Origin of the sequence: Ureibacillus sp. FSL K6-8385, assembly GCF_038593155.1 — a bacterium.
Lineage (GTDB): Bacteria > Bacillota > Bacilli > Bacillales_A > Planococcaceae > Ureibacillus > Ureibacillus terrenus.
The window spans coordinates 2,859,612-2,885,454 of record NZ_CP151968.1; the positions used below are offsets into that span (position 1 = coordinate 2,859,612).

26 protein-coding genes are annotated in these 25,843 nt (G+C 40.7%); all 26 read left to right on the forward strand.

All coding sequences use genetic code 11. The features are described 5' to 3' along the window. The first annotated feature begins 86 nt into the window (after positions 1 to 86). The 26 genes from NST62_RS14215 to hpt all read left to right on the forward strand — a co-directional run bounded on the left by NST62_RS14215 (position 87) and on the right by hpt (position 25,792). Complete coding sequence (locus NST62_RS14215) at positions 87 to 1,280, forward strand: G5 and 3D domain-containing protein (RefSeq protein WP_141603041.1); 1,194 nt, start codon at positions 87 to 89, stop codon at positions 1,278 to 1,280. 151 nt (positions 1,281 to 1,431) lie between these two features. Beyond that, positions 1,432 to 1,998 (forward strand): ribonuclease M5, encoded by a 567-nt coding sequence (gene rnmV / locus NST62_RS14220; protein WP_141603040.1) that lies wholly within the window; start codon positions 1,432 to 1,434, stop codon positions 1,996 to 1,998. Then, entirely contained in the window at positions 1,991 to 2,869 is an 879-nt protein-coding gene (rsmA, locus tag NST62_RS14225) for a 16S rRNA (adenine(1518)-N(6)/adenine(1519)-N(6))-dimethyltransferase RsmA (RefSeq protein ID WP_141603039.1), read from the forward strand. Before rnmV ends, rsmA begins: the two co-directional genes overlap by 8 nt. Positions 2,870 to 3,013: 144 nt before the next feature. Further along, positions 3,014 to 3,277 carry a Veg family protein gene (locus NST62_RS14230; protein ID WP_141603038.1) on the forward strand — a complete coding sequence of 88 codons (264 nt, stop codon included), beginning with the start codon at positions 3,014 to 3,016 and terminating at the stop codon, positions 3,275 to 3,277. Between the two features lie 121 nt (positions 3,278 to 3,398). After that, positions 3,399 to 3,587: a small, acid-soluble spore protein, alpha/beta type gene (locus NST62_RS14235; protein WP_141603037.1), complete on the forward strand. Its 189-nt coding sequence runs from the start codon at positions 3,399 to 3,401 to the stop codon at positions 3,585 to 3,587. A gap of 168 nt (positions 3,588 to 3,755) precedes the next feature. Continuing rightward, positions 3,756 to 4,622, forward strand: coding sequence for a 4-(cytidine 5'-diphospho)-2-C-methyl-D-erythritol kinase (gene ispE / locus NST62_RS14240; protein ID WP_141603036.1), 867 nt, complete (start codon positions 3,756 to 3,758; stop codon positions 4,620 to 4,622). A 60-nt stretch (positions 4,623 to 4,682) separates the two neighbouring features. Beyond that, complete coding sequence (gene purR, locus NST62_RS14245) at positions 4,683 to 5,507, forward strand: pur operon repressor (RefSeq protein WP_141603035.1); 825 nt, start codon at positions 4,683 to 4,685, stop codon at positions 5,505 to 5,507. A 2-nt stretch (positions 5,508 to 5,509) separates the two neighbouring features. Next, positions 5,510 to 5,884 carry a RidA family protein gene (locus NST62_RS14250; protein WP_141603034.1) on the forward strand — a complete coding sequence of 125 codons (375 nt, stop codon included), beginning with the start codon at positions 5,510 to 5,512 and terminating at the stop codon, positions 5,882 to 5,884. Between the two features lie 203 nt (positions 5,885 to 6,087). Further along, positions 6,088 to 6,390 carry a septation regulator SpoVG gene (spoVG, locus tag NST62_RS14255; RefSeq protein ID WP_141603033.1) on the forward strand — a complete coding sequence of 101 codons (303 nt, stop codon included), beginning with the start codon at positions 6,088 to 6,090 and terminating at the stop codon, positions 6,388 to 6,390. Positions 6,391 to 6,624: 234 nt separating this feature from the next. Further along, a complete protein-coding gene (glmU, locus tag NST62_RS14260; RefSeq protein WP_141603032.1) occupies positions 6,625 to 7,989 on the forward strand; it encodes a bifunctional UDP-N-acetylglucosamine diphosphorylase/glucosamine-1-phosphate N-acetyltransferase GlmU in 1,365 nt (454 codons plus the stop codon). A 13-nt stretch (positions 7,990 to 8,002) separates the two neighbouring features. Beyond that, positions 8,003 to 8,962 (forward strand): ribose-phosphate diphosphokinase, encoded by a 960-nt coding sequence (locus tag NST62_RS14265; RefSeq protein WP_141603031.1) that lies wholly within the window; start codon positions 8,003 to 8,005, stop codon positions 8,960 to 8,962. A 177-nt stretch (positions 8,963 to 9,139) separates the two neighbouring features. After that, positions 9,140 to 9,763, forward strand: a complete 624-nt coding sequence (locus NST62_RS14270) for a 50S ribosomal protein L25/general stress protein Ctc (protein ID WP_141603030.1) — start codon at positions 9,140 to 9,142, stop codon at positions 9,761 to 9,763. A gap of 140 nt (positions 9,764 to 9,903) precedes the next feature. Further along, complete coding sequence (gene pth / locus NST62_RS14275) at positions 9,904 to 10,461, forward strand: aminoacyl-tRNA hydrolase (RefSeq protein WP_141603029.1); 558 nt, start codon at positions 9,904 to 9,906, stop codon at positions 10,459 to 10,461. Positions 10,462 to 10,549: 88 nt separating this feature from the next. After that, positions 10,550 to 10,777 carry an anti-sigma-F factor Fin gene (locus NST62_RS14280; RefSeq protein ID WP_141603028.1) on the forward strand — a complete coding sequence of 76 codons (228 nt, stop codon included), beginning with the start codon at positions 10,550 to 10,552 and terminating at the stop codon, positions 10,775 to 10,777. Between the two features lie 128 nt (positions 10,778 to 10,905). Next, positions 10,906 to 14,436 (forward strand): transcription-repair coupling factor, encoded by a 3,531-nt coding sequence (gene mfd, locus NST62_RS14285; protein WP_342462997.1) that lies wholly within the window; start codon positions 10,906 to 10,908, stop codon positions 14,434 to 14,436. A 235-nt stretch (positions 14,437 to 14,671) separates the two neighbouring features. Then, positions 14,672 to 15,208, forward strand: a complete 537-nt coding sequence (spoVT, locus tag NST62_RS14290; protein WP_141603026.1) for a stage V sporulation protein T — start codon at positions 14,672 to 14,674, stop codon at positions 15,206 to 15,208. Positions 15,209 to 15,418: 210 nt separating this feature from the next. After that, on the forward strand, positions 15,419 to 17,032 hold the full coding sequence (locus NST62_RS14295; RefSeq protein WP_141603025.1) for a polysaccharide biosynthesis protein: 1,614 nt from the start codon (positions 15,419 to 15,421) through the stop codon (positions 17,030 to 17,032). 8 nt (positions 17,033 to 17,040) lie between these two features. Continuing rightward, entirely contained in the window at positions 17,041 to 18,498 is a 1,458-nt protein-coding gene (mazG, locus tag NST62_RS14300; protein WP_342462998.1) for a nucleoside triphosphate pyrophosphohydrolase, read from the forward strand. A 3-nt stretch (positions 18,499 to 18,501) separates the two neighbouring features. After that, positions 18,502 to 18,822, forward strand: coding sequence for an RNA-binding S4 domain-containing protein (locus NST62_RS14305; protein WP_141603023.1), 321 nt, complete (start codon positions 18,502 to 18,504; stop codon positions 18,820 to 18,822). Between the two features lie 81 nt (positions 18,823 to 18,903). Further along, positions 18,904 to 19,203: a sporulation protein YabP gene (gene yabP, locus NST62_RS14310; protein ID WP_141603022.1), complete on the forward strand. Its 300-nt coding sequence runs from the start codon at positions 18,904 to 18,906 to the stop codon at positions 19,201 to 19,203. Then, positions 19,200 to 19,697 (forward strand): spore cortex biosynthesis protein YabQ, encoded by a 498-nt coding sequence (gene yabQ, locus NST62_RS14315; RefSeq protein WP_141603021.1) that lies wholly within the window; start codon positions 19,200 to 19,202, stop codon positions 19,695 to 19,697. The genes yabP and yabQ overlap by 4 nt, the downstream gene beginning before the upstream one ends. A 45-nt stretch (positions 19,698 to 19,742) precedes the next feature. Beyond that, positions 19,743 to 20,198: a septum formation initiator family protein gene (locus NST62_RS14320; protein ID WP_246045888.1), complete on the forward strand. Its 456-nt coding sequence runs from the start codon at positions 19,743 to 19,745 to the stop codon at positions 20,196 to 20,198. A 232-nt stretch (positions 20,199 to 20,430) separates the two neighbouring features. Continuing rightward, complete coding sequence (locus NST62_RS14325) at positions 20,431 to 20,856, forward strand: S1 domain-containing RNA-binding protein (RefSeq protein WP_141603020.1); 426 nt, start codon at positions 20,431 to 20,433, stop codon at positions 20,854 to 20,856. 458 nt (positions 20,857 to 21,314) lie between these two features. Continuing rightward, a complete protein-coding gene (locus NST62_RS14330; protein ID WP_342462999.1) occupies positions 21,315 to 23,699 on the forward strand; it encodes a SpoIIE family protein phosphatase in 2,385 nt (794 codons plus the stop codon). 15 nt (positions 23,700 to 23,714) lie between these two features. Continuing rightward, on the forward strand, positions 23,715 to 25,130 hold the full coding sequence (gene tilS / locus NST62_RS14335; RefSeq protein ID WP_141603018.1) for a tRNA lysidine(34) synthetase TilS: 1,416 nt from the start codon (positions 23,715 to 23,717) through the stop codon (positions 25,128 to 25,130). Positions 25,131 to 25,249: 119 nt separating this feature from the next. Continuing rightward, complete coding sequence (gene hpt, locus NST62_RS14340; RefSeq protein ID WP_141603017.1) at positions 25,250 to 25,792, forward strand: hypoxanthine phosphoribosyltransferase; 543 nt, start codon at positions 25,250 to 25,252, stop codon at positions 25,790 to 25,792. The last annotated feature ends 51 nt before the right edge of the window (positions 25,793 to 25,843 follow it).

The window sequence follows — 25,843 nt, forward strand, 5'->3', positions numbered from 1 at the left end:
TGCAAAACTAGTAAATGATAATATTTATTAGTTGACATAATCAAAACTTACCCGTATAATTCAACGGGTGTTAAGGAGGCGTTTTAATGTCAAGTAATCCCATACAAAAACTATTTTTTGGGAATAGACATCAACCATTATTGGTCACCATTTTGTTCACGGTGCTTTTTGCCGTAGTCATTACCTTTGTCCTGTATCAGGGAACGAAAAAGCCTGTGACCATCATAGCGAATGGAGAAGAAATGAAAGTATTGACTCATGCCGAGACAGTTAAAGAACTTTTCGAAGAAAAGGATTTAGATATTACGAGGCATGACAAATTGTCTCATCCGCTGAATGCAAAAATCAAATCCGGCATGAAGATTGAATGGACCAAAGCTAAACAAGTAACCATCATCATTGATGGAAAAGAGCAAAAGCTTTGGACAACAGAAACAAAAGTAAAAGATATTTTGGATGCAGCAAATATCAAAATATCCGAATATGATGTAGTCTCCATTCCGCTGGATAAAAAAATAGACGACGGAGATAAAATTAAAATTAACAAAGCCTTCCAAGTAACACTTGTGGATGGTACCGCAAAAAAACAAGTGTGGACTACTTCCACTACGGTCGCTAACTTTTTAAAACAGCAAGAAATCAAACTGAATGAACTGGATCGTGTCGAAAAGAATTTGGACGATCAAGTGAAACCAAATGACAAAATTGCGATTGTTCGTGTCGAAAAGGTTACCGATGTAGTGGAGGAAGAAATTGACTTTCCAGTGGAAACAAAATCCGATTCTTCCCTGTTAAAAGGAAAAGAAAAAGTCATTTCTGAAGGAAAAAAAGGAAAAGTTTCAAGGACTTACGAGGTTATAAAAGAAAACGGCAAAGTTGTAAAGAAAGTACTGAAAGATGAGAAAATCCTTGAAGAACCAAAAGCAAAAGTGGTTGCTGTAGGTACAAAGGTGGTTACGGCACAAGCATCCCGTGGAAAAAATGCAAGAGGAAAAGAATTTTATGTGATTGCGACTGCCTACACCCCGTCCTGTAATGGCTGTTCCGGGACATCTGCAACAGGAATCAATTTGCGTGGAAACCCTAATTTGAAATTGATTGCAGTTGACCCGAATGTTATTCCTTTAGGTTCAAAAGTTTGGGTTGAAGGATATGGATATGCGATTGCCGGTGATACCGGAGGCGCAATCAAAGGAAATAAAATTGACGTATTGGTACAAACAAAGGAAGAAGCCAACAGATGGGGGCGCAAGACAGTTCGCATAAAAGTGTTAGACTAATTAAATCATAATCCTTATTGGGCTTTCCTGCAATATACAGGAAAGCTTATTTTTTATTTATGTGAGAAAAATATAAGCAGACATTTCTTGTGCAAAAAGTTGATGTTTTGTACAATTGTCCAAGATAAAAAGTAAGAAGAGAGGTACTGCCTTGGAAATAAAAGAAATCATCGTGGTGGAAGGTAAGGATGACACGATTGCCATAAAGAGGGCGGTCAATGCGGATACAATTGAAACGAACGGTTCTGCCATTTCCGAAGAAACGCTGCGCCGCATCCAGCATGCCCAAGAAAAGCGCGGTGTCATTGTATTTACAGATCCCGATTATCCCGGAAGACGCATCCGGGCGATTATCGAGGAACATATTCCTGGAGTGAAACATGCCTTTTTGCCAAAAGAAAAGTGTATTGCCGAAAACGGAAAAGGCGTCGGCATTGAACATGCGAGTGATGAAGATTTGCGGGAAGCCCTGAAAAACGTCTATACGCCTTTGAGAGAGAAACCGGCGAAAGAAGAAATTACGATGGGTGATTTAATGGATGCGCGGCTCATTGGGCATCCATCGGCAAAAAATCGCCGCATCCGGTTAGGGGAAATATTGAATATTGGGATGACGAACGGCAAACAGCTCCATAAGCGCCTGATGATGTTTCAAATTTCCTATGAACAATTTATACAAGCAGTAGCGCAAATTGATCAGGAGGAACAAAATGAATAAAGATATAGCTACGCCAATACGTACGAAAGAAATTTTAAGGAAATACGGTTTTTCTTTCAAAAAAAGTTTGGGGCAAAATTTTATTATTGATTCAAATATTCTGCGGAATATCGTGCGTTACGCAAACTTGACCGAAAAAAGCGGTGCAATAGAAATTGGTCCGGGCATCGGCGCTTTGACGGAGCATTTGGCGAGAAATTGTAAAAAGGTTGTCGCATTTGAAATCGACGGACGGCTTATTCCTGTCTTGGAAGATACATTGAGCCCTTACTCGAATGTAAAAATTATCCATAAAGATATTTTAAAGTCGGATGTGGCAAAAGTCATCGAAGAGGAAATGCAAGGAATCGAGGATATTATGGTAGTCGCCAATCTTCCTTATTATGTCACAACGCCGATTTTGATGAAGTTATTGCATGACAGACTGCCGGTGCGCGGTTTTGTCGTCATGATGCAAAAAGAGGTGGCTGACCGCATTACTGCGGAACCTGGCACAAAAGATTACGGATCATTGTCCATTGCCGTGCAATATTATACGACTGCGGAAGTGGTCATGACTGTGCCGAAGACGGTATTTATGCCGCAGCCGAATGTGGATTCTTCGGTCGTTCGGTTAATAAAGAGGGAGTCTCCTCCAATTCAAGTGGCTGATGAAGACTTTTTGTTTACGGTGACGAGAGCGGCTTTTGGCCAACGAAGAAAAACCATATTCAACAATTTGCAATCAGGGCTTCCAAAAGGAAAAGAGAAAAAACAACAAATTTTGGATGCCTTGTCGGCATGCGGAATCGACCCGTCCCGCAGAGGCGAAACGTTGACGATTGAAGAATTCGGGAAATTATCGAACAGTCTTTTTCCACATTTTCACTAAATTTTCCGAATATGATAATAAAAACTTACTTTTTTTGAAGAAAAATAAGTTGACAACGATATTTGTCTGCTGTTAAAATATTATAATTTATTGACAGAATGGCATTTCTGCGCTATAATGATAAATAGTGAGGTGAATGCGGAAATGCCAAAAACATTAGCAGAGATAAAAAAAACGATGGATGAACACATCGGGAAGCCTTTGCGTTTAAAAGCAAACGGAGGACGCAAAAAAACAGTTGAGTGCAATGGAATTTTGAGCGAAACCTACAATGCGGTATTTGTTGTCGAACTGGACCAGAAAGAAAATGCTTGCAAACGTGTCTCCTATAGCTACACAGATATTTTAACGGAAGCTGTGGAAATCACTTTTTTGGATGACAATAACGAAGCACTCGCAGTCAAATAAGTTCTGACCTGTTGTAAATTGTAGACAAAGCCGATTTTTTCATCGGCTTTGTCTACAATTTTTTTTGGAACTTGCACATACTACGACTGTCAACCTACTTATTTGAAGGAGGCAAATTTCTATGGCACGAAGAGGCGGAATCATGTCGAATCGTCTAAAAGAGGAAATTGCAAAAGAGCTCGGGTTTTATGATGTCGTCCAACGGGAAGGTTGGGGAGGAATTAGAGCCCGAGACGCAGGCAATATGGTGAAGCGGGCTATCGAAATGGCTGAACAAAGTCTGGCGCAGCAGAACCAAAACAATCAATAAGTAGGGTTGACATGATTGCCAATAGCTCTGATAATGAGCTATTGGCATTTTTATATAAAGAAATTACTGAATATTTCATGTTTAAGATTTAACATCTATGGTGATAGCTTCATTATGGTACAATATACGGAAGAAATTTACCGCAGATAGTCTGTTAGGAGGATTAAAATGCTTTATGTAAAAGCTCCTGCCAAAATTAATTTAACCCTGGATGTACTTTTTAAACGTCCAGATCAATATCACGAAGTGGAAATGGTGATGACGACGATTGATTTGGCTGACCGGATCGAGCTTGATTTAAGAAGTGACGGGAAAATCTTAGTGTATTCTTCAAGCGGCATTGTTCCGGAAGATGAACGAAATCTGGCTTATCAAGCCGCGATGCTGTTGAAAAATACATATCAGGTCGATGAAGGGGCGACGATTACAATCCATAAAGAAATTCCCGTTGCTGCCGGGCTGGCCGGAGGAAGCAGTGATGCTGCCGCGACATTGAGAGGTTTAAACAAACTATGGAATTTAAATATATCCATTGATGCTTTGGCAGAGTTGGGAGCAAAGATCGGCTCGGACGTCCCATTCTGTGTCTATGGGGGTACTGCTTTGGCAACGGGCAGGGGTGAAAAAATAAAGGCTTTGCCTGCTCCACCGTCCTGCTGGGTCATTCTTGCAAAGCCGAAAATCGGTGTTTCAACAGCCAAAATTTACGCAAACTTAAATTTGGAAAATATGCAACATCCGAACACAAAGCAGATGATTCAGGCTTTGGAAAACAATGATTATGCTTTGATGTGCAGATCTCTCGGGAATGTTCTCGAACCGGTTACATGCTCTTTGCATCCGGAAGTGGCTTTCATCAAACAGCAAATGCTCCGTTTTGGTGTAGATGCTGCATTGATGAGCGGAAGCGGTCCAACTGTATACGGGCTGGTGAAAAACGAATACAGAATTCATCGGGTATACAATGGATTAAAAGGTTTTTGCGATGAAGTTTATGCGGTGCGCATGTTGGGCAAGAGGAATTCACTTGCCTAAACCCGTACATTTATGATACTTTTTCTATAAAATATTCGTATTTTATTAGGAGAGGGTCGCATGAAATGGAAGCGTAGCGAGCGCTTGGTTGATATGACACATTATTTGCTGGAACATCCCCATCAATTAATTCCACTCACATATTTTGCCGAATTGTATAATGCCGCAAAATCCTCAATCAGTGAAGATCTGGCCATTATCAAAGGAACATTTGAAACGAGAGGAATCGGGGAATTAGTGACAGTTCCCGGAGCGAGTGGGGGCGTCAAGTATATTCCCACCGTATCGGATGAAGAAACCCGGGAAATCATTCAAATATTAATTTCCGAATTGAGCAAGTCGGATCGTCTTCTGCCTGGAGGATATTTATTCATGACGGATTTATTGGGAAATCCGGAATTGATGAACCGGGTAGGGAAAGTTTTTGCCAGCGTTTTTAAAGATCAACAAATTGATGCAATCATGACGGTTGCAACGAAGGGGATTTCCATTGCCCACGCCATCGCCCGACATTTAAACGTGCCGGTTGTTGTTGTTCGCAGGGACAGCAAGGTGACAGAAGGCTCAACCGTGAGCATCAACTATGTATCAGGTTCTTCCAGAAGAATCCAAACAATGGTATTATCAAAGCGTAGCATGAAAAGCGGCCAACGGGTTTTGCTTACCGATGATTTTATGAAAGTTGGAGGAACAATGAACGGCATGAAAAGCCTGTTGGAGGAATTTGATTGCACTTTGGGAGGAATTGCAGTCCTTGTTGAGGCAGAACATGCGGGTGAAACCCTTGTGGATGATTACTATTCGTTGGTAAAACTTCATTCCGTGAATGAAAAAGAGAGAACCATTCAATTAAGCGAAGGAAATATTTTTTCAAAGGAGAGATGATCATGAAAGCAGTATCTACAAAAAATGCCCCACAAGCAATCGGTCCTTATTCCCAAGGAATTATTGCCAACGGATTTTTCTTTAGTTCAGGGCAAATTCCTTTGACTCCTGAAGGGGAATTGGTGGAAGGAGACATCGTCGCACAAACAAACCAGGTGTTCAAAAACTTAAAAGCGGTCCTTGCAGAAGCCGGTTTAACGTTGAATCATGTTGTAAAAACAACTGTATTCTTAAGTGATATGAACGATTTTGCAAAAATGAATGAAGCCTATGAGGCAAATTTTGGCGATCATAAACCTGCTCGATCTGCAGTTGAAGTAGCGAGACTTCCAAAAGATGTAAAAGTAGAAATCGAAGTAATTGCTGCCTTTGAATAAACGATAAGAGAAGCGATGAATTCCAAAAAGGATTCATCGCTTCATTTTTTTGTCAAAACGTCATGAACCAAAAACCTCTATTTACAAAAATATAAAACACTTAAAAATATTCTAAATTTTTTTCGTAAGTAAGAAGGAGATTTTTTAGTTTTGTAGAATTGAATAGCTTTAAAGGCATCCTAGAGGAAGAGAGGAGTGAAATCATGGAAGTGACTGACGTAAGACTTCGACGCGTGCAGACAGATGGACGCATGCGGGCCATTGCATCCATCACACTGGATGATGAATTTGTGGTACATGATATTCGGGTGATTGATGGAAATAACGGGCTCTTTGTGGCTATGCCAAGCAAAAAAACACCGGATGGGGAATTCCGTGATATTGCACACCCAATTAATTCAAAAACACGCAATAAAATCCAAGAAGTTGTGTTGGCTGCTTATCACGCTGCCGGTGAAGAGGAAAAAGCCCAAAATGAATCCCAATTAGAAGAAGCAAATGCATAAAACAGTGTCCCAAGAGTAAATGATTTTACTTTTGGGACACTTTTTTTATAAACGGATTTTTTGCAAAACTGAACGTTTTTCATAAATGTTCATAAAAAAAATAATATGAAAACAGAAATGAAAAAAATATAATAGAGAGGAAGAGACGCCAAGACCATTTTACAATGCCTTGAAAATCGTCCCAAATTACTATATAGTCATAAGAGAACATGAGCTGAAATTGGGGGACTTTGAATGACGAATATTTATGCGATTGTGTTGGCTGCCGGTCAAGGTACTCGCATGAAGTCCAAATTATACAAAGTGTTACATCCGGTTTGTGGAAAGCCGATGGTTGAACACGTTGTTGACAATATATCTGCATTAAATGTAAACCGTATTGTAACAATTGTTGGTCACGGAGCCGAGAAAGTAAAAGAACAGCTTGGCGAAAAGAGTGAATATGTACTTCAATCCGAGCAACTTGGAACAGCCCATGCTGTCATGCAGGCTGAATCGATATTAGGCAGTTTGGAAGGAACTACATTGGTGATTTGCGGAGATACGCCTTTAATCCAGGCAGAAACAATGAAAGCGCTTCTTGACCACCATATCGCACAGAAGGCAAAAGCGACAATTCTTACAGCTATTGCCGAAGATCCGACAGGGTATGGCCGCGTCATCCGGGATGAACAAGGCCAAGTAGCGCAAGTCGTGGAACATAAAGATGCAACGCCGGATCAGCGTTTGATAAAAGAAATTAATACTGGAACATATTGCTTTGACAATAAAGCATTATTTGAGGCGCTGAAATCGGTGAATAATAATAATGCACAAGGCGAATATTATTTGCCAGATGTTATTGAAATTTTAAAACAAAAAGGCGAAACGGTTGCGGCATATACTTGCGAGGATTTCAACGAAACCCTTGGAGTCAACGACCGAATAGCCCTGTCCCGCGCGGAAGAAATCATGCGGGAACGCATCAACAAAAAACATATGGCGAACGGGGTAACGATAATTAATCCTTCAATGACGCATATTAGTATCGATGCGGAAATTGGCCGGGATACAATTATTTATCCGGGCGTTGTGATTGAAGGGAAATCGGTGATTGGTGAAGATTGCATTATCGGCCCTAATAGCCAAATTTCCAATAGCAAGATTGGCAACCGGTCCGTAGTGAAACATTCCGTAGTGCAGCAAAGCGTTATTGGAGAAGATACTTCTGTCGGTCCATTTGCTCATCTAAGACCGGAAGCGGAAATAGGAAACCGTGTAAAAATCGGAAACTTTGTCGAAGTGAAGAAAAGCACACTTGGAGATGAAACAAAAGTTTCTCATTTAAGTTATATAGGTGACGCTGAGGTCGGGAAAAATGTTAATATAGGTTGTGGTTCCATTACCGTTAACTACGACGGCAAAAATAAATACAAAACGATTATTGAAGATAATGTATTTGTCGGATGCAATTCCAATTTAGTGGCTCCTGTCACATTGAGGACAGGATCGTTCATTGCAGCCGGATCTACGATTACGGAGGAAGTGCCGCAAGATTCCTTGGCAATCGCCCGCGCAAGACAAACCAATAAAATCGATTATGCAAAAAAATTAAAGTAATTAGGAGGCCATCATGCCGTATTCATATGCTGACACAAAGTTGAAAATATTTTCTTTGAATTCCAATTATCCATTAGCACAAGAAATTGCGGAATTAATGGGTGTAGAATTGGGGAAATGTTCCGTTAAACACTTCAGTGATGGGGAAATTCAAATTAATATTGAAGAAAGTATCCGCGGTTGCGACGTGTTCATTGTCCAATCAACTTCCCATCCCGTAAATGAACATTTAATGGAATTGTTAATCATGATTGATGCCGTAAAACGGGCATCTGCCCGCACAATCAATGTTGTGATGCCGTATTATGGTTATGCCCGACAAGATCGGAAAGCAAAAGCGCGGGAACCGATTACTGCCAAATTAGTGGCAAACTTATTGGAAACTGCCGGTGCGACACGGGTAATCGTAATTGATTTACATGCTCCACAAATTCAAGGATTCTTTGATATATTGATTGACCATTTAATGGCGGTTCCGTTGCTCTCTGATTATTTTAAATCCAAAAACTTCTCTGAAGATGAGGTAGTTATCGTTTCTCCGGACCATGGTGGAGTAACGAGAGCCCGCAAAATGGCTGAACGCTTGAAAGCGCCGATTGCCATTATCGATAAGCGCCGGCCAAGACCTAACGTTGCGGAAGTCATGAATATCGTGGGAAATGTGGAAGGGAAAATCTGTATCTTAATTGATGATATCATTGACACAGCAGGCACCATCACAATCGGTGCAAGCGCATTGATTGAAAACGGCGCGAAGGAAGTCTATGCATGCTGCACGCATCCGGTGCTGTCAGGTCCGGCGATTGAACGGATTCAAAATTCCGTCATTAGAGAATTGGTCGTTACAAATACAATCAAGCTGCCTGAGGAAAAAATGATTTCAAAAATTACTCAATTATCGGTAGCTCCATTAATGGCGGAAGCGATTTCCCGCATCTATGAAAACAAATCCGTAAGCACTTTATTTGATTAAAAACCAAAATGTAGACAAATTCCGGGACGAATTTGTCTACATTTTTTTTATTTTGGAAAGAATGATGAAGTATAAGAGCTTTTCTAAAAAATTGTGCAATGAATGGAAACTTTCAAAAAGTGGACTATAATTAAAAGTGGGTATAGTCCGCAATTTTCTATAGGAGGGGTTGAAATTATGAGCACAGTATTACAAGCGACAAAACGTAAAACTGGTGTGCGTTCAGAGTTGTCCCAACTTAGAAAAGGAGGAAAAGTACCTGCCGTTATTTACGGCTACAATATCGAAAACACTCCAATCGCAGTCGATTATAAGGAAGTGGCGAAAGAAGTCCAAAAAAGAGGAAGAACGGGTGTTTTCGATTTAGATGTGGAAGGAAAAAAAGTAAAGGCACTTATTCAGGAAGTGCAAAGAGACCGATTAAACGGAAAAGTATTGCACATTGATTTCTTATCTGTAAACATGGAAGAAGAAGTGGAAGTTGAAGTGCCAATCCATGCGGTTGGAGAATCCGTCGGCGTAAAAGAAGGCGGAGTATTGACGCAAATTTTGGATACATTGAAAATCAAAGTGAAACCGGCTGAAATTCCGGAAAAAATCGATATTGATATTTCGAATTTAGGTATTGGAGATACACTTTTTGTAAGCGATATACGGGAAAGAGTGAATTATCAAATTATAGAAGGCGATGACGTAACCGTCTTTACAGTCACTTCACCGGCGACTGCCCGGGATGCAGGCCAAGGTGACAATGACAACCAGGATATCAAAGCTACAGAAGCTCCTGAATCGCAAGCGTAAAAAAACGGGGTTGTCCAAGATGTTTGGACAACCCTTTCTTGCGTTTAATTTGCGGGCCGAGATATTTCTTTTAAGTAGGAACACTTTGATATTATGTGATAAAATAAGCAACGATTAGATATAATAAAAGGAATGGTTTCATGAAACTGATTGTTGGTTTGGGAAATCCCGGAAAGCAGTATGAAGGGACACGTCATAATATCGGGTTTATGTGTGTGGATGCTTTAGCCGCGAAGTGGAATGTGCCGCTAAAAGAAACGAAATTTAAAGGCATGTATGCCATTGCCCATCGTCCTGAAGGGAAAGTCATGTTGTTAAAACCGTTGACTTTCATGAATTTATCCGGCGAATGTGTCCGGCCGATCGTTGATTACTTCGATATAGATATTGATGATATAGTTGTTATTTACGATGATCTGGATTTAGAAACCGGAAAACTCCGGCTTCGCCAAAAAGGAAGCGCCGGCGGACATAATGGGATGAAATCGATCATCCAGCATCTAGGAACGCAGGAATTTAAACGCATTCGTGTTGGGATTGGCCGTCCTCCAGCCGGCATGAAAGTTCCTGATTATGTTCTTTCCAAATTTTCAAAAGAAGAGGAGCCGTTGATTGAACAGGCGGTTGAAAAAGTGGTTCAAGCTTGCGAATTGTGGCAATCCAAAAAGTTTATTGATGTCATGAACGAATTTAATTAATTCCCCTTTCCATCAATGAATTGAGGTGCATAATTGTTCACTGAACAGTCTATACTTGGAATATACCCGAGCTTGAAGGAGGTCCAGTATGGCTGTTCGTTATCGTTGCAGATATTGCAATACGGAATTAGGTTCTTTGCCTTTTAACGAAGAAGAAACGATTCGCAAGATTCATTTGTTTGAAGTTGGAGAAATTGAAGAATTTATTGAAAAGGACGAACTGGGAGAAACAATCATACATTGCATTTGCGAACATTGCGAAGAATCGTTGCGGCAATTCCCTGATTATTATGCTTTAAATAAATGGATTCAATGAAAGTACGCTTTGGGCGATAAAGTCCAAGGCTTTTCCAATATTTTTCATTTTTAGTAGTGAACGGCATGTCTAATGGATTCATAGATTACATATACGGGAAGTTCGTCTTATCGGAAGGAGGTACCTGTATGCGGGTAATTTCGCAATTAATCTCTCAAGATAAACATATAAATAAGCTGATTCACAATTTGAAAGACCATGCGGTACAGTCGCAATTAATTACAGGATTGAACGCCAGTGCCCGTGCCGTTATAATTGATGCACTTTTCAGAGAGTTAAAACGGCCATTATATATCATTTCCCCCAGCCTGTTGCAAGCGCAAAAGTTGGTAGATGATTTAACATCTCTTGCAGGGGAAGAAAACATCCATTATTATCCAGCCGATGAATTTATTGCGGCGGATATGACCATTACATCGCCGGAACTTAGGGCGGGACGAATTTCCGCACTTGATCACATGGCAAGGGAAGAAGTCGGAATCTATGTCATCCCTGTTGTAGGTATGAGAAAATTGATGACACCTGTAGGGCAATGGAAACAAAATGTTTTAGAAGCACATGTCGGACAAGAAATTAATATAGACCAATGGCTTTCGAAATTAGTTGAAATGGGTTATACAAGAAGTCAGATGGTAACAACCCCAGGTGAGTTTGCATTGCGTGGAGGAATACTGGATATCTACCCACCATATGCAGAGTCACCATTTCGTATTGAGCTTTTTGATACGGAAATCGATTCCATTCGCGAATTTTCTGCCGATGATCAACGCTCCATTAGAAAATTGGAGTCATGCCGTATTCTTCCGGCCATTGAATTGCTGCTTACAATGGATCAGCGCAGTGAATTGGCTGAACGTCTTGAAAAGGCGCTGGCAAAAAGCATACAAAAGGTAAAAAAACAGGAAGTAAAAGAGGCGTTATATGAAAACATCCAGTATGATATAGAAATGCTCAAACAAGGAAATTTGCCCGACCATGTAACCAAGTACGGTTCTTTATTATATGACCATCCGGCATTTTTAGGAGATTATTTTTCAAAAGACGGCATCGTTTTATTTGATGAGCTGGGAAGAATTCAAGAGGTATGCGAAGCCTGGGAGAGGGAAGAGGAAGAGTGGTTCATTTCATTGATTGAGGAAGGGAAAATGGTCCATGATGTTCAACCTTCTTACTCTTTCAAAAAAATATTTTCAAAACTAGATTTGCCGAAAGTCCACTTTATGTTGTTTACCCGCAGTTTTACCGGCATCCGTTTTGACCAGACCATGAGTTTTTCTTGCAAGCCGATGCAACAGTTTCACGGGCAAATGTCTCTTCTGAAAAATGAGGTTGAGCGTTGGAAACAAGAAAAATTCACCGTGATTATCGTGGCAGAGAAAGAACGTTTAGAGAAAATAAAAAATATGTTGGAAGATTACGAGATTGATGCCATTATAGGACCGCCTTCCGGAGAAGGTATTTTCCTGGTGGAAGGCCAACTGACTTCCGGATTTGAATTGGGATTGCAACGCATTGTCATTGTAACAGATGATGAATTATTCAAGCAGCAAACGAAACGCAGAAAAACCCGTCCTCAAAAAATGACCAATGCGGAACGAATCAAAAGCTATACAGAAATCAAACCGGGAGACTATGTGGTCCATGTTCATCATGGAATTGGGAAATATCTCGGCATCCAAACCCTTGAAGTAAACGGAACCCATAAAGATTACCTCCATATTCGTTACCGGGGCGATGATAAATTATTTGTGCCCGTCGATCAAATCGATTTAGTCCAAAAATATGTTTCTTCGGAAGGGAAAGAACCAAAGCTCCATAAGCTGGGCGGTACGGAATGGAAAAAAGCGAAGGCGAAAGTTTCCTCCGCTGTGAAGGATATTGCCGAAGAACTGATTAAACTCTATGCAAAACGGGAAGCGGAAAAGGGATATGCATTTTCTCCGGATACGGATGAACAACGGGAATTTGAAAGTGCATTCCCTTATGAAGAAACGGAAGACCAGCTTCGGACCATCATGGAAGTAAAGCGGGATATGGAAAGGGAACGACCAATGGACCGGCTTATTTGCGGAGATGTAGGATATGGGAAAACGGAAGTGGCCATCCGCGCGGCCTTTAAAGCGATTATGGATGGAAAACAAGTAGCGTTCCTTGTCCCGACGACCATTTTAGCACAGCAGCATTACGAAACCATTTGCGCGAGATTCGAAGGGTATGCGATTAATGTCGGATTGCTCAGCCGCTTCCGCACGAGAAAAGAGCAGGCGGAAACAATAAAGGGATTAAAAGATGGAACGGTGGATATCGTCATCGGGACCCATCGGCTTCTTTCGAAAGATGTTGCTTTCAAAGATTTGGGATTATTGATTGTCGATGAGGAACAACGATTTGGTGTTGCCCATAAAGAAAAAATCAAACAATTAAAAACGAACGTAGATGTATTGACGTTGACGGCCACACCGATTCCAAGAACCCTCCATATGTCCATGATCGGCGTTCGGGACCTTTCGGTTATTGAAACACCTCCGCAAAACCGGTTTCCTGTCCAAACGTATGTGATGGAGTACAGCCCGGCGTTGGTGCGGGAAGCCATCGAAAGAGAAATTGCCCGCGGAGGCCAAACATTTTATTTATATAACCGCGTGGAAGATATGACGAAAAAAGTGGAAGAAATTCAGACACTCGTACCGGAGGCCCGCGTCGGATATGCCCATGGAAAGATGTCTGAATCCCAATTGGAATCCGTGATTTTGAACTTTTTAAACGGTGAATTTGATGTGCTTGTGACAACGACAATTATTGAAACCGGCGTCGATATGCCGAATGTCAATACGCTGATTGTCCAGGATGCAGATAAAATGGGGCTCTCCCAGCTTTATCAATTGCGCGGCCGCGTAGGAAGATCGAACCGGGTGGCGTACGCGTATTTCATGTATCAGCGGGATAAAGTATTAACGGAAGTGGCGGAGCAGCGTCTTCAGGCGATTAAAGAATTTACGGAGCTGGGATCAGGTTTTAAAATTGCCATGCGCGACCTTTCCATTCGCGGTGCCGGAAACTTGCTCGGGGCCCAGCAGCACGGATTTATCGATACGGTGGGATTTGATTTGTATACCCAGTTGCTGGAAGAGGCTATTGCCGAACAAAAAGGCGAAAAACGCGAAGAGAAGGAAGAAGTGGAGATTATTTTGCATGTAGATGCATATATCCCTGATAAATATATTCCTGACGGATATCAAAAAATTCAAATGTATAAGCGGATTAAAGCGATGGAAAACCCGGAAGATTATCATGAAATTGTCGAAGAACTGCACGATCGGTTTGGCGACATGCCTCCCGAAACGGAAAGACTTTTGCGCATAGCGCGGATAAAAGCATGGGCAGGCAAATCCGGCATTGTTTCGATAAAAGAAAAGCAGAAAATCATTTCAATTGTGTTTTCTGAAGAAGGCACAAGAAATCTCGATGGTTCAGTCGTTGTTTCGGAAACGATGAAGTTTGAAAAAGCGGTTGGTTTTAGCATGGACGGACCGATTTTGACGATCACCATCGACGGGAAAAAATGCGGAAACAACGAACCGTTGGATGTGCTGGAGCAAGTGGCTGAAATTATTTATAAAGCAAGGAAGAATAATGTAGTGGAACAGGAAGCAAAATAAGACTGTAAACATGACCCAAATACTCATTTGGGTCATTTTGTTTACCCCAATATTTTGCTTGTTTTTCATTAAATTGTTATATTTTTAAAATTTTTGGGGCATATTAATTTTACAATTTTTCGATGCAATAAAAACATTTTACACAAAATCCTCCGCATGTATTTTTTGCATACTTTGCCTAAAGATTAAGCATACTATTTGTGAAATTAAGACTTCAGAAAGCGAGGCAGCGTAGATGAAAGCAACAGGAATAGTTCGTCGAATTGATGATTTAGGTCGTGTTGTAATCCCGAAAGAAATCCGCAGAACCATGCGGATACGAGAAGGAGATCCTTTGGAAATTTATACTGACCGGGAAGGGGAAGTTATTCTAAAAAAATATTCACCTATTAATGATTTAGGCGAGTTTGCAAAAGAATATGTAGAATCTTTGTATGAAACAATAGGCACTCCTGCTTTAATCAGCGATCGTGATGAAATGATTGCAGTGGCAGGATTGTCGAAAAAAGATTACACAAATCGCCGTCTTTCACCTTTTGCGGAGGAATTTATGAAACAACGGAATATTGTATTGGAAAAACAGGAAACAACAATTGAGTTGGTGCCAGGCCAATTCGAACAAGTAAAATCCTATTGCGTGGCACCGATTGTGGTAAACGGCGACACAATTGGGGCAGTGTATCTTCTTTCAAAAGTCCATTATTTAAGCGAAGTGGAGCAAAAAGCAGCGGAAACGGCGGCTCATTTCTTGGCAAAGCAAATGGAGAATTAGAAAGAATTTGGAAACAAACATTATGAAAAAACATCATTTTCTCTTAAGGGGAAAATGATGTTTTTTTTAGTGTTATTGAAAAAATAAGAAAATATTGGAAGAATAACAGATGGATTATTTTTTTGTTATCGGAAATAGGAAAGTTGTTTTATTATTTGAAAGAGTCTTTGGTATACTTTCTTATGTGAAGAAAGGAAAGAGAAAACAAATATGTCAAATTCGATCGGATTGAAAGGCTATATGAAGGGGGCACTGCTCTTAACCGTCTCGGCTCTTATTGTAAAAGTGCTGAGTGCAATTTATCGGGTCCCTTTTCAAAATTTAGTGGGAGATGCCGGCTTTTACATTTACCAGCAAGTTTATCCGTTTATATCATTTTTTGTTGCATGGACATCGGGCGGATTTGCCGTTGCCATTTCAAAAATGCTGGCAGATGCGGAGCTCGGCCGGGATGCCATCCGAAAAAAAGGCATCATTGCTAGAACGGTATTTTTATATCTGTCAGGTTTGTCGTTGATGTTTTTTTCAATCTTATTTTTTGGGGCGGAATTACTGGCGGATTGGATGGGGGATGAAGAGTTGTCCCCACTCCTAAGAACAGGCGCTTTTGTGACGTTGTTTATGCCGTTTTTGGCGCTGATGAAAGGAACATTCCAGTCCCGGGGGGAGATGGCGCCCGTTGCGAAAGCCCAAGTATTTGAACAATTGATCCGTGTGACCATTATTTTGGCAGGAGCTTTTTTCGTGATGGCTGTTTCGGGTTCCCTTTATTCCGCGGGGAATATGGCTGTGTTAGGAACCGTGGCCGGAGAAGCGGCAGGAGTATTTTTAATGGTTCATTACTTTAGAAAAGTATTCAATCTTTCTTTATTTCAACATGCAAGGGGCCGGGAAAAGAAATGGCCGATCATCAAAGAAGTGACCGTTTTAAGCATCAGCATCAGCATGAGCAGTTTGTTGCTTCTGTGTTTTCAGCTCATTGATTCCTTTACTGTGTATTCATTGATGGTGGAAAGCGGAATCGATGCCCAATCGGCCAAGGAAATGAAAGGGATTTATGACCGTGGACAACCCCTCGTTCAATTAGGGATTGTAATTGCTTCCTCGCTGTCGATTGCGGTTGTTCCTCTTGTGGCGATTCAGTCCAAAAAGAAAACCGGAAGAGGAGCGAAGCCTTTTATTCAATTGACTTATCGCACGGCGCTTTTGTTTGGCGTAGCCTCTTCGCTTGGCCTCGTCATTGTCATGCCATATGTAAATGAGATGTTGTTTGAAACCAATTCCTTGCAGAAGGTATTGTCAGTCTTTGTTTTGCAAATTGTTCCGCTCTCGATCATTCTGACATTTACGGCCATTTTGCAAGGAATGGGAAAATTGAAGGTGCCCTTTGTTATTTTGACAGGTGCCATCATTTTCAAAGCAATCGGGAATGTTGTCCTTGTTCCCGTTTGGAATGTTTTAGGATCGGCTGTCGCTAGTACGGCGATGTTATTTATAGCTGCAATATTAATGGCGGTTTATTTAAAAAAATTAACATTTGTCCAATTGGCTCCTTGGGATTTTTACATAAAATTAAGCGGTGCAAGCATTGCCATGGCCATCGCAGTCATCATAATCGATCAATGTTTCGGCGTGTTTGGGGGAATCTTTGGCAACAGCAGAATGGAAGCCGCCGTTTTCGGCATGATCTTGATTGCGGTAGGAGCTTTTGTATTTTTGACATTTGTGGCAAAATCCCGGATGCTTTCGGAAAAAGAATGGTTCTTCATCCCTTTGGGACGCCGGATGGCCGCTTATCAGCTTTGGTTAAATAATCGAAAGTAGGTGGTTGTATGCAGATTACAATCGTTGGACTCGGATCGTCGGATTATGAACAATTGCCAATGGGCGTGTATAAAAAATTGAAAGAAGCAAAAAAAGTGTTCGTTCGTACAATGGATCACCCTGTTCTTGCGGAATTGCAAAAGGAAGGATTGCGATTTGAAAGTTTCGATGAAGTATACGAAAAACATGATGCTTTTCAGCCTGTATACGAGGAAATTGTTGAACATTTGGTAGAAGCCGCGAAGGACGGGCAAGTGGTCTATGCCGTTCCCGGGCATCCTTTAGTGGCGGAACAAACGGTGCAAATGCTGATTGAGGCTGAAAAACAAGGCAAAGTCCAAATTTCCATCGAAGGGGGACAAAGCTTTTTAGATGCCATTTTCACCGCGTTAAAAATTGATCCCATTGAAGGATTCCAATTGTTGGATGGAACAAGTTTCTCCATCCATGATGTCAATATGCGTTGCCATGTGCTGATTGCCCAAGTGTATGACCAGTTCAGCGCTTCCGAGGTAAAATTAAAATTGATGGAAAAATACAGGGATGATTATCCGGTCACGGTTATTACCGGTGCGGGATCCAGCAATGAACAGCTTCAAACCGTGCCGCTATATGAATTGGATCAGACGGTGGAACTCAATAACTTGACAACGGTTTATGTTCCGCCGGTAAAAAGCGATTTGGATGCTTTAAAAGATTGGACGACTTTCAGAAGGATCATTGCGACGTTGCGCGGCCCGAACGGCTGCCCGTGGGATCGCAAGCAAACCCATGAAAGCTTAAAAAAATATTTGATCGAAGAAGTTCATGAGTTTCTTGCAGCGGTCGATGAAAAAGACGATTTTGGCATGGTGGAAGAACTCGGGGATATTTTGTTGCAAGTGTTTTTGCATGCCCAAATCGGAGAAGATGAAGGTTACTTCAATTTGGAGGAAGTATTAGAAAGTATTTCCGGGAAAATGATTCGCCGCCATCCGCATGTTTTTGGCGACATCAGCGTAAAAGATGCCGATGAAGTCGTATTGAATTGGGAGGAAATTAAAAAGAAAGAGAAGGGCAAACAGGAGGAATCGCTGCTTAAAGGAGAATACCGCCCTGGTTCCTCATTGCAAACGTCCTATAATTATCAGAAAAAAGCCGCTTCAGTCGGCTTTGACTGGCCTGATGCAGCCGGAGCGATCAAGAAATTTGAAGAGGAATGGCAGGAATTTCGCAATGAATTAGAGAAAGGTACAAATGACACTATATTGGATGAGTTTGGGGATGTATTGTTCACTCTTGTCAATATCGCCCGTTTTTATAAAATCTCCCCTGAGGAAGCGATGATTCACGCCAATGAAAAATTTGCAAAAAGGTTTAGATTTGTCGAAGAACAGGTAAGAAAGAGCGGAAAATCTTTCGAAGATTTTACATTGGAACAATTGGACGAATTTTGGAATGAAGCAAAACAATTAGAAAAGGAGTAGCCTATGCGACTAGACAAGTTTTTAAAAGTATCCCGATTAATTAAACGCCGCACATTGGCAAAAGAAGTGGCGGATCAAGGACGAATCACCATCAACGGAAAAGTGGCAAAAGCTTCTACCGATGTCAATGCCGGCGATGAACTGACTATCCGTTTTGGACAAAAAATCGTCACTGTCCGGATTGAAGAAATTAAAGAAAATGTCCGTAAAGAAGAGGCCGGCAAAATGTATACCATCATCAAGGAAGAAAAACTGGATAAAATCGAACCAGAATTTATTGATGATGAAGAAGATAAAGAGAGAAGAAAAAATATTTTTTTATAGCATGGCACGGGTTTGTTGTCATGCTTTTTTTATTTCCCGCATAAAGTGAACAGAACAAACCATTAGAAGGAGGAACGGATTATGACACAATTACATCAGGAAAACAATTATACTATCACTTCCGGTGATCACCTTGTGACTGTGAGAAATAGAAAAAGATTGGATATGACATCAGTAAAGGAAATTGAAAGATTCGATCAGGAGGAATTTTACGTACGGACTTCCCAAGGTCATCTGCTCATTCGGGGGGAAGAATTGCGCATTGTCCATTTGGATGTGGACAAAGGGTTATTGACATTGGAAGGCAATGTCAAAGCTCTTCAATACGATGATGACGACGCAGGGTTGGCTAAAGGCTTTCTCCATAAATTGTTTGGATGACGGTCAACGAACAATTTTTCAGCATCGTAATAATGGCGGCGAGCGGCATCCTTATTGGCGCGGTTATTGACGCAACAAGAATCTGCATCAGCGCCTTGGCTCCCAAGTCATTATTACGAAAAATATCTTGGATTCTCGAAATCATCGTCTGGGCTTTATTAGGTGTTGCCAGCTTTTATATCATTTTCATCATAAAGGGTGGAGAGTGGCGTTTAGTCGACCCATTATCACAAATCTTAGGCATCTTTCTTTATGAATCGATATTTCAGCCATTTTTCCGATTTCTTGGCCGGCTGTTCATTATGTTGATCGTTCGGCCGATCATCGCCTTTATCAACTTTGTTTTCAAAATGATCCGGGGAATGATCCGTCTGCTTGTACGAATCATCAAGATATTCATTTGGCCGTTCTATAAACTTTGGACCATCATCCAAAAACCTTTTCAAAGAAAATTTATAAACATGAAAAGAGCCATCTTCAAAAAGCAACCATAACTAAGGTATAATGACATTATAGTGAATTTTCGGGAGGTGACGGATGTGGGTAATGGCTATCATCGGAAACAAACCATGAATGTTCGTAAAATCGAAAATGATTACGTTCGTACAGCGGACCGCCAATTGGAAAAAAAGGTAAAGAAGAAAATAGGATTGAGAAGAAGGCTGACAGCATTTTTCATTATCGCATCCGTCGTCCTGGTTTGTTTGATGGGCATGATTTTGAACCAAAACGAAAGATTGGCGGAAAAAGAAGCGCAAAAAGAGAAGATGCTGGCGGAGCTGGAAGAAGTAAAAAAACAACAGGAGCAACTAAAATTGCAAATAAAGAAGCTGGAAGATGACGAATATATTGCAAAACTGGCCCGCAAAGAGTATTTCTTGTCCGATAAAGGAGAAATCATTTTTACGATTCCAAAAAAGGATCAGGAAAAAAAAGATAAAGATGAAAAATCAGCTGAAGAAGAGGAAAAGCATAAAGAAAATAGTGATAAATAATGTTTATCGGACCTTCATAATATTTTTCTGACAAAAAGAAATTTTTGTAAAAAGTGATGATAAAATTCAAAAAATAGATGCCGAAAAAAGAGTTGTCTTGTTGACACTCTTTTTTTGTCGGCTATAATGAAAGAGAGCAGTTACATTTTTTTTTGCTCGTATATAATCTATATATAACAAAAATTCTGGCTTAGTTTTAGCCGCTAAATTTTTAAGGAGGAGCATTTTTTTTATGTCAATTGAAGTAGGCAGCAAATTACAAGGGAAGGTCACAGGAATTACAAATTTTGGAGCATTTGTTGAGCTGCCAGATGGTAGAACGGGCCTTGTCCACATTAGCGAAGTAGCTGATAACTACGTAAAAGACATCCACGATCATCTCAAAGTCGGAGATATTGTGGAAGTAAAAGTGTTAAATGTAGAAGAGGATGGAAAAATTGGACTTTCCATCAGAAAGGCTAAAGACCAATCAGAAAGACCTGACCGTCCTCAAAGACCACGTCGAGACCACCGTTCAAATGAACGAAATGAACGTCAATCGAGAGAAAGCTTTGAACAAAAATTGGCAAAATTTTTAAGAGATAGTGATGAGCGTCTTGCTTCATTAAGACGCGCAACTGAGTCAAAACGAGGTGGACGTGGCGCAAGAAGAGGGTAGTTTGCTGTCTATTAAGTGAAGAAGTTTAGCGTAAATAAATTGTCAAAATATAGAGGTAACATCATCGGTTAACCGTAAAAAAGAGTCGACTATTTCCTGCCAATAGTCGACTTTTTTTTATAAAATCAGTACCCATTTCACTTGTTTTTGCCGAGCATATGTTTCGTAAATGCATTGCGCTTCAAAGATTGACGCCAATTTAGTGGGGCGAGAAAGCTTTTAGGAGTTATATCTAAAAAGTTTTTAATACCCATACAATATTATGTTGTCATAAAAAACTGTTATTGCAATCAAATAAATATTGATGAAAAGCGACACAACTTGCGAAAGAAAATAATTTGTTAAGTTATTAAGCAATTCGTCGAACAAATTTTTAAAACTAGAGCAGTACTAGACAAATTTTACATCCCCAATTTTTTATAATAGAGCGCAACAATATCTCTAAAGGGGGATGGAATATGTCAAATATTCAAATACTCAATGAAAAAATGTCATGGCCAGATCGGTTTGCCCGTTTTTCTATCAAAAAGATGAGCGTCCTTATTCATTCGTTCTTTTTCCTTTTGGCTTTTTTTCTTGCAAGAGCGGTCATGTTTGAAGCTGCAGTCCCTTTTTTATTGCCATTGTGGGCAATTGTACGGCAACGATATGAAAATGAAAAGTGGGCTGTGTTTGTTGGCGGACTCGCGGGCGCCCTTAGTTTGAGTTTCGGACAGGGGTTCATATTGTTAATTCAGCTCGGCATTTACGAATTGCTGACGCGTTTTCGGTATTGGAAGCCGCCCGCAGCTGTTGCTGTGGCTTTTGCTGTCTTTTTTGGGCAGTTTTTATGGCAAGGATTGGCGCATATGGGCATCCCTCCTATGATCGTCCAAATGTATGTTTATTATGAAATGATTTTGGCGTTTTTCATGACAATCTTTGTGAAACTGTTTTTTGTGGAACCGTACCGATTTTGGTCCGCTGCATGGGGTTATGAACGCATAGGAGCGGGACTGGTGATTTTGGCGGTTGTGCTTACCGGGATGCACGCCCTGACCATCTCTTATTTCTCGTTGTTTACATTCGTCATGCATTTATCCATTTTGATTGCCGCGATTGCTGGCGGAGTAACCGTTGCATCAAGCGTATCCACCATTATCGGGGCATTGGTGGGGATTTCGGAACTTTCTTTTACAGGCATGATTGCCGTCTATTCTTTAACGGGTGTAACGAGCGGTCTCTTTAAAGGATTGGGAAGGACAGGGGTTGTACTGGGAAGTTTTATTCCGAGCATTTTTTTCTTTTTTTATGATTCGACACTGCCCCTTGATAGCGTATACTTTGTTTCCATGTTGATTGCGGGAGTCGTCTTTTTATTACTGCCTCAAAAAATGCTGGGCTTTTTGGAAAACATCATCCGTCCTAAACGGGATGAAGTGCTCTTGAAACGGCAGCAATGGCTGACGGAACATACAACGGAAAAATTGGAGACGTTTCAGCGTTTTGTTTTGTTTATGAAAGAATTGGTGTTTGACCATTTTACATCGACAGAACATGTAAGCGGCATGAGGAAAATAGAGCCGTGCGCCACTTGCATGAGTTGTTTCCGATATGAGCGGTGTTGGGGAGAAAATAATATCGGCATGGATGAGAATATACGGAGATGGTTCCATGCAAAATCGAGATTAAGCGAAGCGGAACAGATGCAAACGGAAGAGCTGATCAGGGCGAAATGCGTAAAATCGTCGAAATTGCTGGAAGAACTTGATTATCAGTTGTATAACGACAAAATGAATGGGCAATTCTATCATGGGAAAAAAATGATTGCGCTGCAGTTAAGGGATTTAAGCAATCACTTAAATAAACTGATGGAAGATATGAAAAATGAAACACTTTCTTTCAAAACCGTCGAAGAGGAATTGGGCCAGGAATTTAAGAGGGCGAATATTGATTGTTTTCAAATTGATGTGTTGAACAATACAGTGGGTGAGCGGGTCATCGTTTGCTCTTTTGTGAACCCCCAGGATAAAGATGATTTATATTTATTGTGCGAACGAATGATTTTGCCTGTTCTTTACGAAGTGTTTTCCGAACCGTTTCAAGTGGATCGGATCTCCAATCATCAAAAGCCATTTAAACATTTCCAAGTGAGATTTCGTTCTGCCGTCCGATACAAAATACAGTATGATATATATAGTAAAGCCAAACATTCCAACGCAGTCTCCGGGGATTCCCATGCCATTTTCCATATTCATCCCGGACTGGTGGCCGTCATGTTATCGGATGGCATGGGGCACAGCCGTGAAGCGAAGCGGGAAAGCCGACGTCTTGTGCGGTTGATGAGAGAATGTTTAAGCTATAATATGAATCCGGAGACTGCCATGCATACGTTGCATTATGTGCTCAGTTTAAATCGAGAAGTGGATATGTATGCGACGATTGATTTTGCATTGGTGGATTTGCAAAAGGGAGAATTGTGGTCCTGGAAAGCGGGAAGCATGTCCACGTATATTTTGCGCGGAGATCGTCTGATAAAAGTGGAAGGATCTTCGGCTCCGGTAGGTTTTATGCCGGTATTCTCGATTGAAACAGAAAAAGTTAACTTGATGGCGGATGATTATGTCGTAATGGTTTCTGACGGGTTATTCTCCAGCAAGTATGATTGGGATGAACAAGAACAGTTTTTTGTTGAATTGATCAAATCCAAAATCCGTTTAGGAATCCCGATTGAAGCCCTGCTTTACGACGTCATGGACAGCTATCAGGGTAAATATGAAGTAGAGGATGATTGCACGGTCATCATCTATAATGTATCTCACGTTGCGCCCAAATGGGCTGTATTTAGACCGGCCAATTCATGAAAACGGGGTGAGAAGATGGCAACTTTATCATTTGAAAAGAAAGTGCAAAAGTTTATAGAAGAAGAACAACTGGTCGAAGCGGGAGACCGTCTTCTCATCGCTTGTTCCGGCGGCGTTGATTCCATGGGTCTTCTCCATTTTTTTCTTCATTTTCAAAAAATATGGGAAATTGACTTGTATGTAGCCCATGTGGACCATATGTTAAGAGGGGAAGTTTCCTATGAAGATCGATTATTTGTGGAGCGGTTTTGCCAAGAAAAGAATCTCCCTATTTTCAGCACGAGCATTCCGATTCCGGAGATATTAAAAAAAGAAGGCGGGAACGCTCAGGCCGTCTGTCGCAGGGAGCGTTATGCCTATTTTGCAGAAATGATGAAACAACACAAAATTAACAAGCTGGTAACGGCCCATCATGCGGATGATCAGTTGGAAACCATGCTGATGGCACTGACAAGATCGGGGAGTGTCGGAGGTTTCAAAGGCATATCTTCCAAACGGACATTTGCCGCCGGGACGATTATCCGTCCATTTTTGACAGTGACAAAGGAAGAAATCAGGAAATATTTGGAGGGTCAAGGCGGCACTTTCCGGGAGGATGCGAGCAATTTGAAGGACGATTATACCCGCAACCGGTTCCGCCATCATATTGTCCCGTTATTGAAAAAAGAGAACCCTCAAGTTGCGGTTCATGCGTTTCAATTGTCCCAAAGTTTGCAGCAAGATGACGAATATTTGAATGAGCTCGCCCTCAGCCGATTTTCTTTTGTTGTGGAAAAGGCGGGGGACGGCTTTATATTACATATTCAACGTCTTCAAAAAGAGCCACTTGCTTTACAAAGGAGAATCATTTTAATACTATTAAACTATCTTTATCGTTTTTCGGATGACAAAGGTTTTTCCATTTGCAGTAAAATTCTGGAATTATGCAAATCCCAAGAAGGGAATGCAATGATTCATCTGCCAGACCAATATATAGCAAACAGAAGTTATGATATTATTACCTTCTTTAAATATCGGGCATCAAAAGCTGATGACAGCATTCAGACAGTTGAAATTGGAGAATGGAACGTTTTCAACGGTTTCCGTTTATACATAGGGAAAATCTCCGATGAAACGGCCAACTTCCAGCAAAATGCCACTGCTTCTTACTATTTCAATTCTGATAGCATCGCTTTTCCTCTTAAAGTTCGAAATCGGAAAGAAGGGGACCGGATACATTTAAAAGGCATGCATGAGGCAAAACGTTTATCCCGCCTTTTTATTGATGAAAAAATCCCTTTAATCGAAAGAGATGATTGGCCGATCCTAGTTGATTCGAAAGATGAAATCCTAGCAGTAGTAGGGATCCGAGCGAACCATCGCTTCTCCAAAGCGAAAAGAATGAACGATGATATGGTCATGATTATTCAAAAAGTTTTTAACAATAAATGAGGTTTATTTTAAATATTCATTAAAAATGGCTATAATTCTTTTTAAGGGCAATTCACATGAATTTGTTTCATTATTCTAACTGTCGTTTTGAAATTGTTATTCGCGCTAGGAGGAACACCATGATTCATAATGATATCGAAAAAATATTGTTTACAGAAGATCAAATACAAGAAAGAATTGCAGAAATTGGAGCACAATTGACTGAAGAATATAAGGATAAATTTCCATTGGCCGTCGGTGTATTAAAAGGGGCCATCCCATTTATGACGGATTTGATGAAAAGGTTCGATTCATATATTGAAATAGATTTTATGGATGTTTCAAGTTATGGAAATGCCACGGTTTCTTCAGGAGAGGTAAAAATATTGAAAGATTTAAACACGAGTGTGGAAGGCCGGGATGTCATCATCATCGAAGATATTATAGACAGCGGGCTGACCTTAAGTTATTTAGTGGACTTGTTCAAATACCGCAAAGCCAACTCCATTAAAATTGTGACCTTGCTGGATAAACCATCCGGCCGGAAAGTGGATATAAAAGCAGATATCGTCGGATTTGAAGTTCCGGATGGATTTGTAGTAGGTTATGGATTGGACTATGCGGAAAAATATCGCAATCTACCTTACATTGGTATATTAAAAAGAGAAGTATATTCCTTTTAAACGGAATGCATGCCAAAAAAATGACAAAAAAGCAAAAACGCTACATTATCA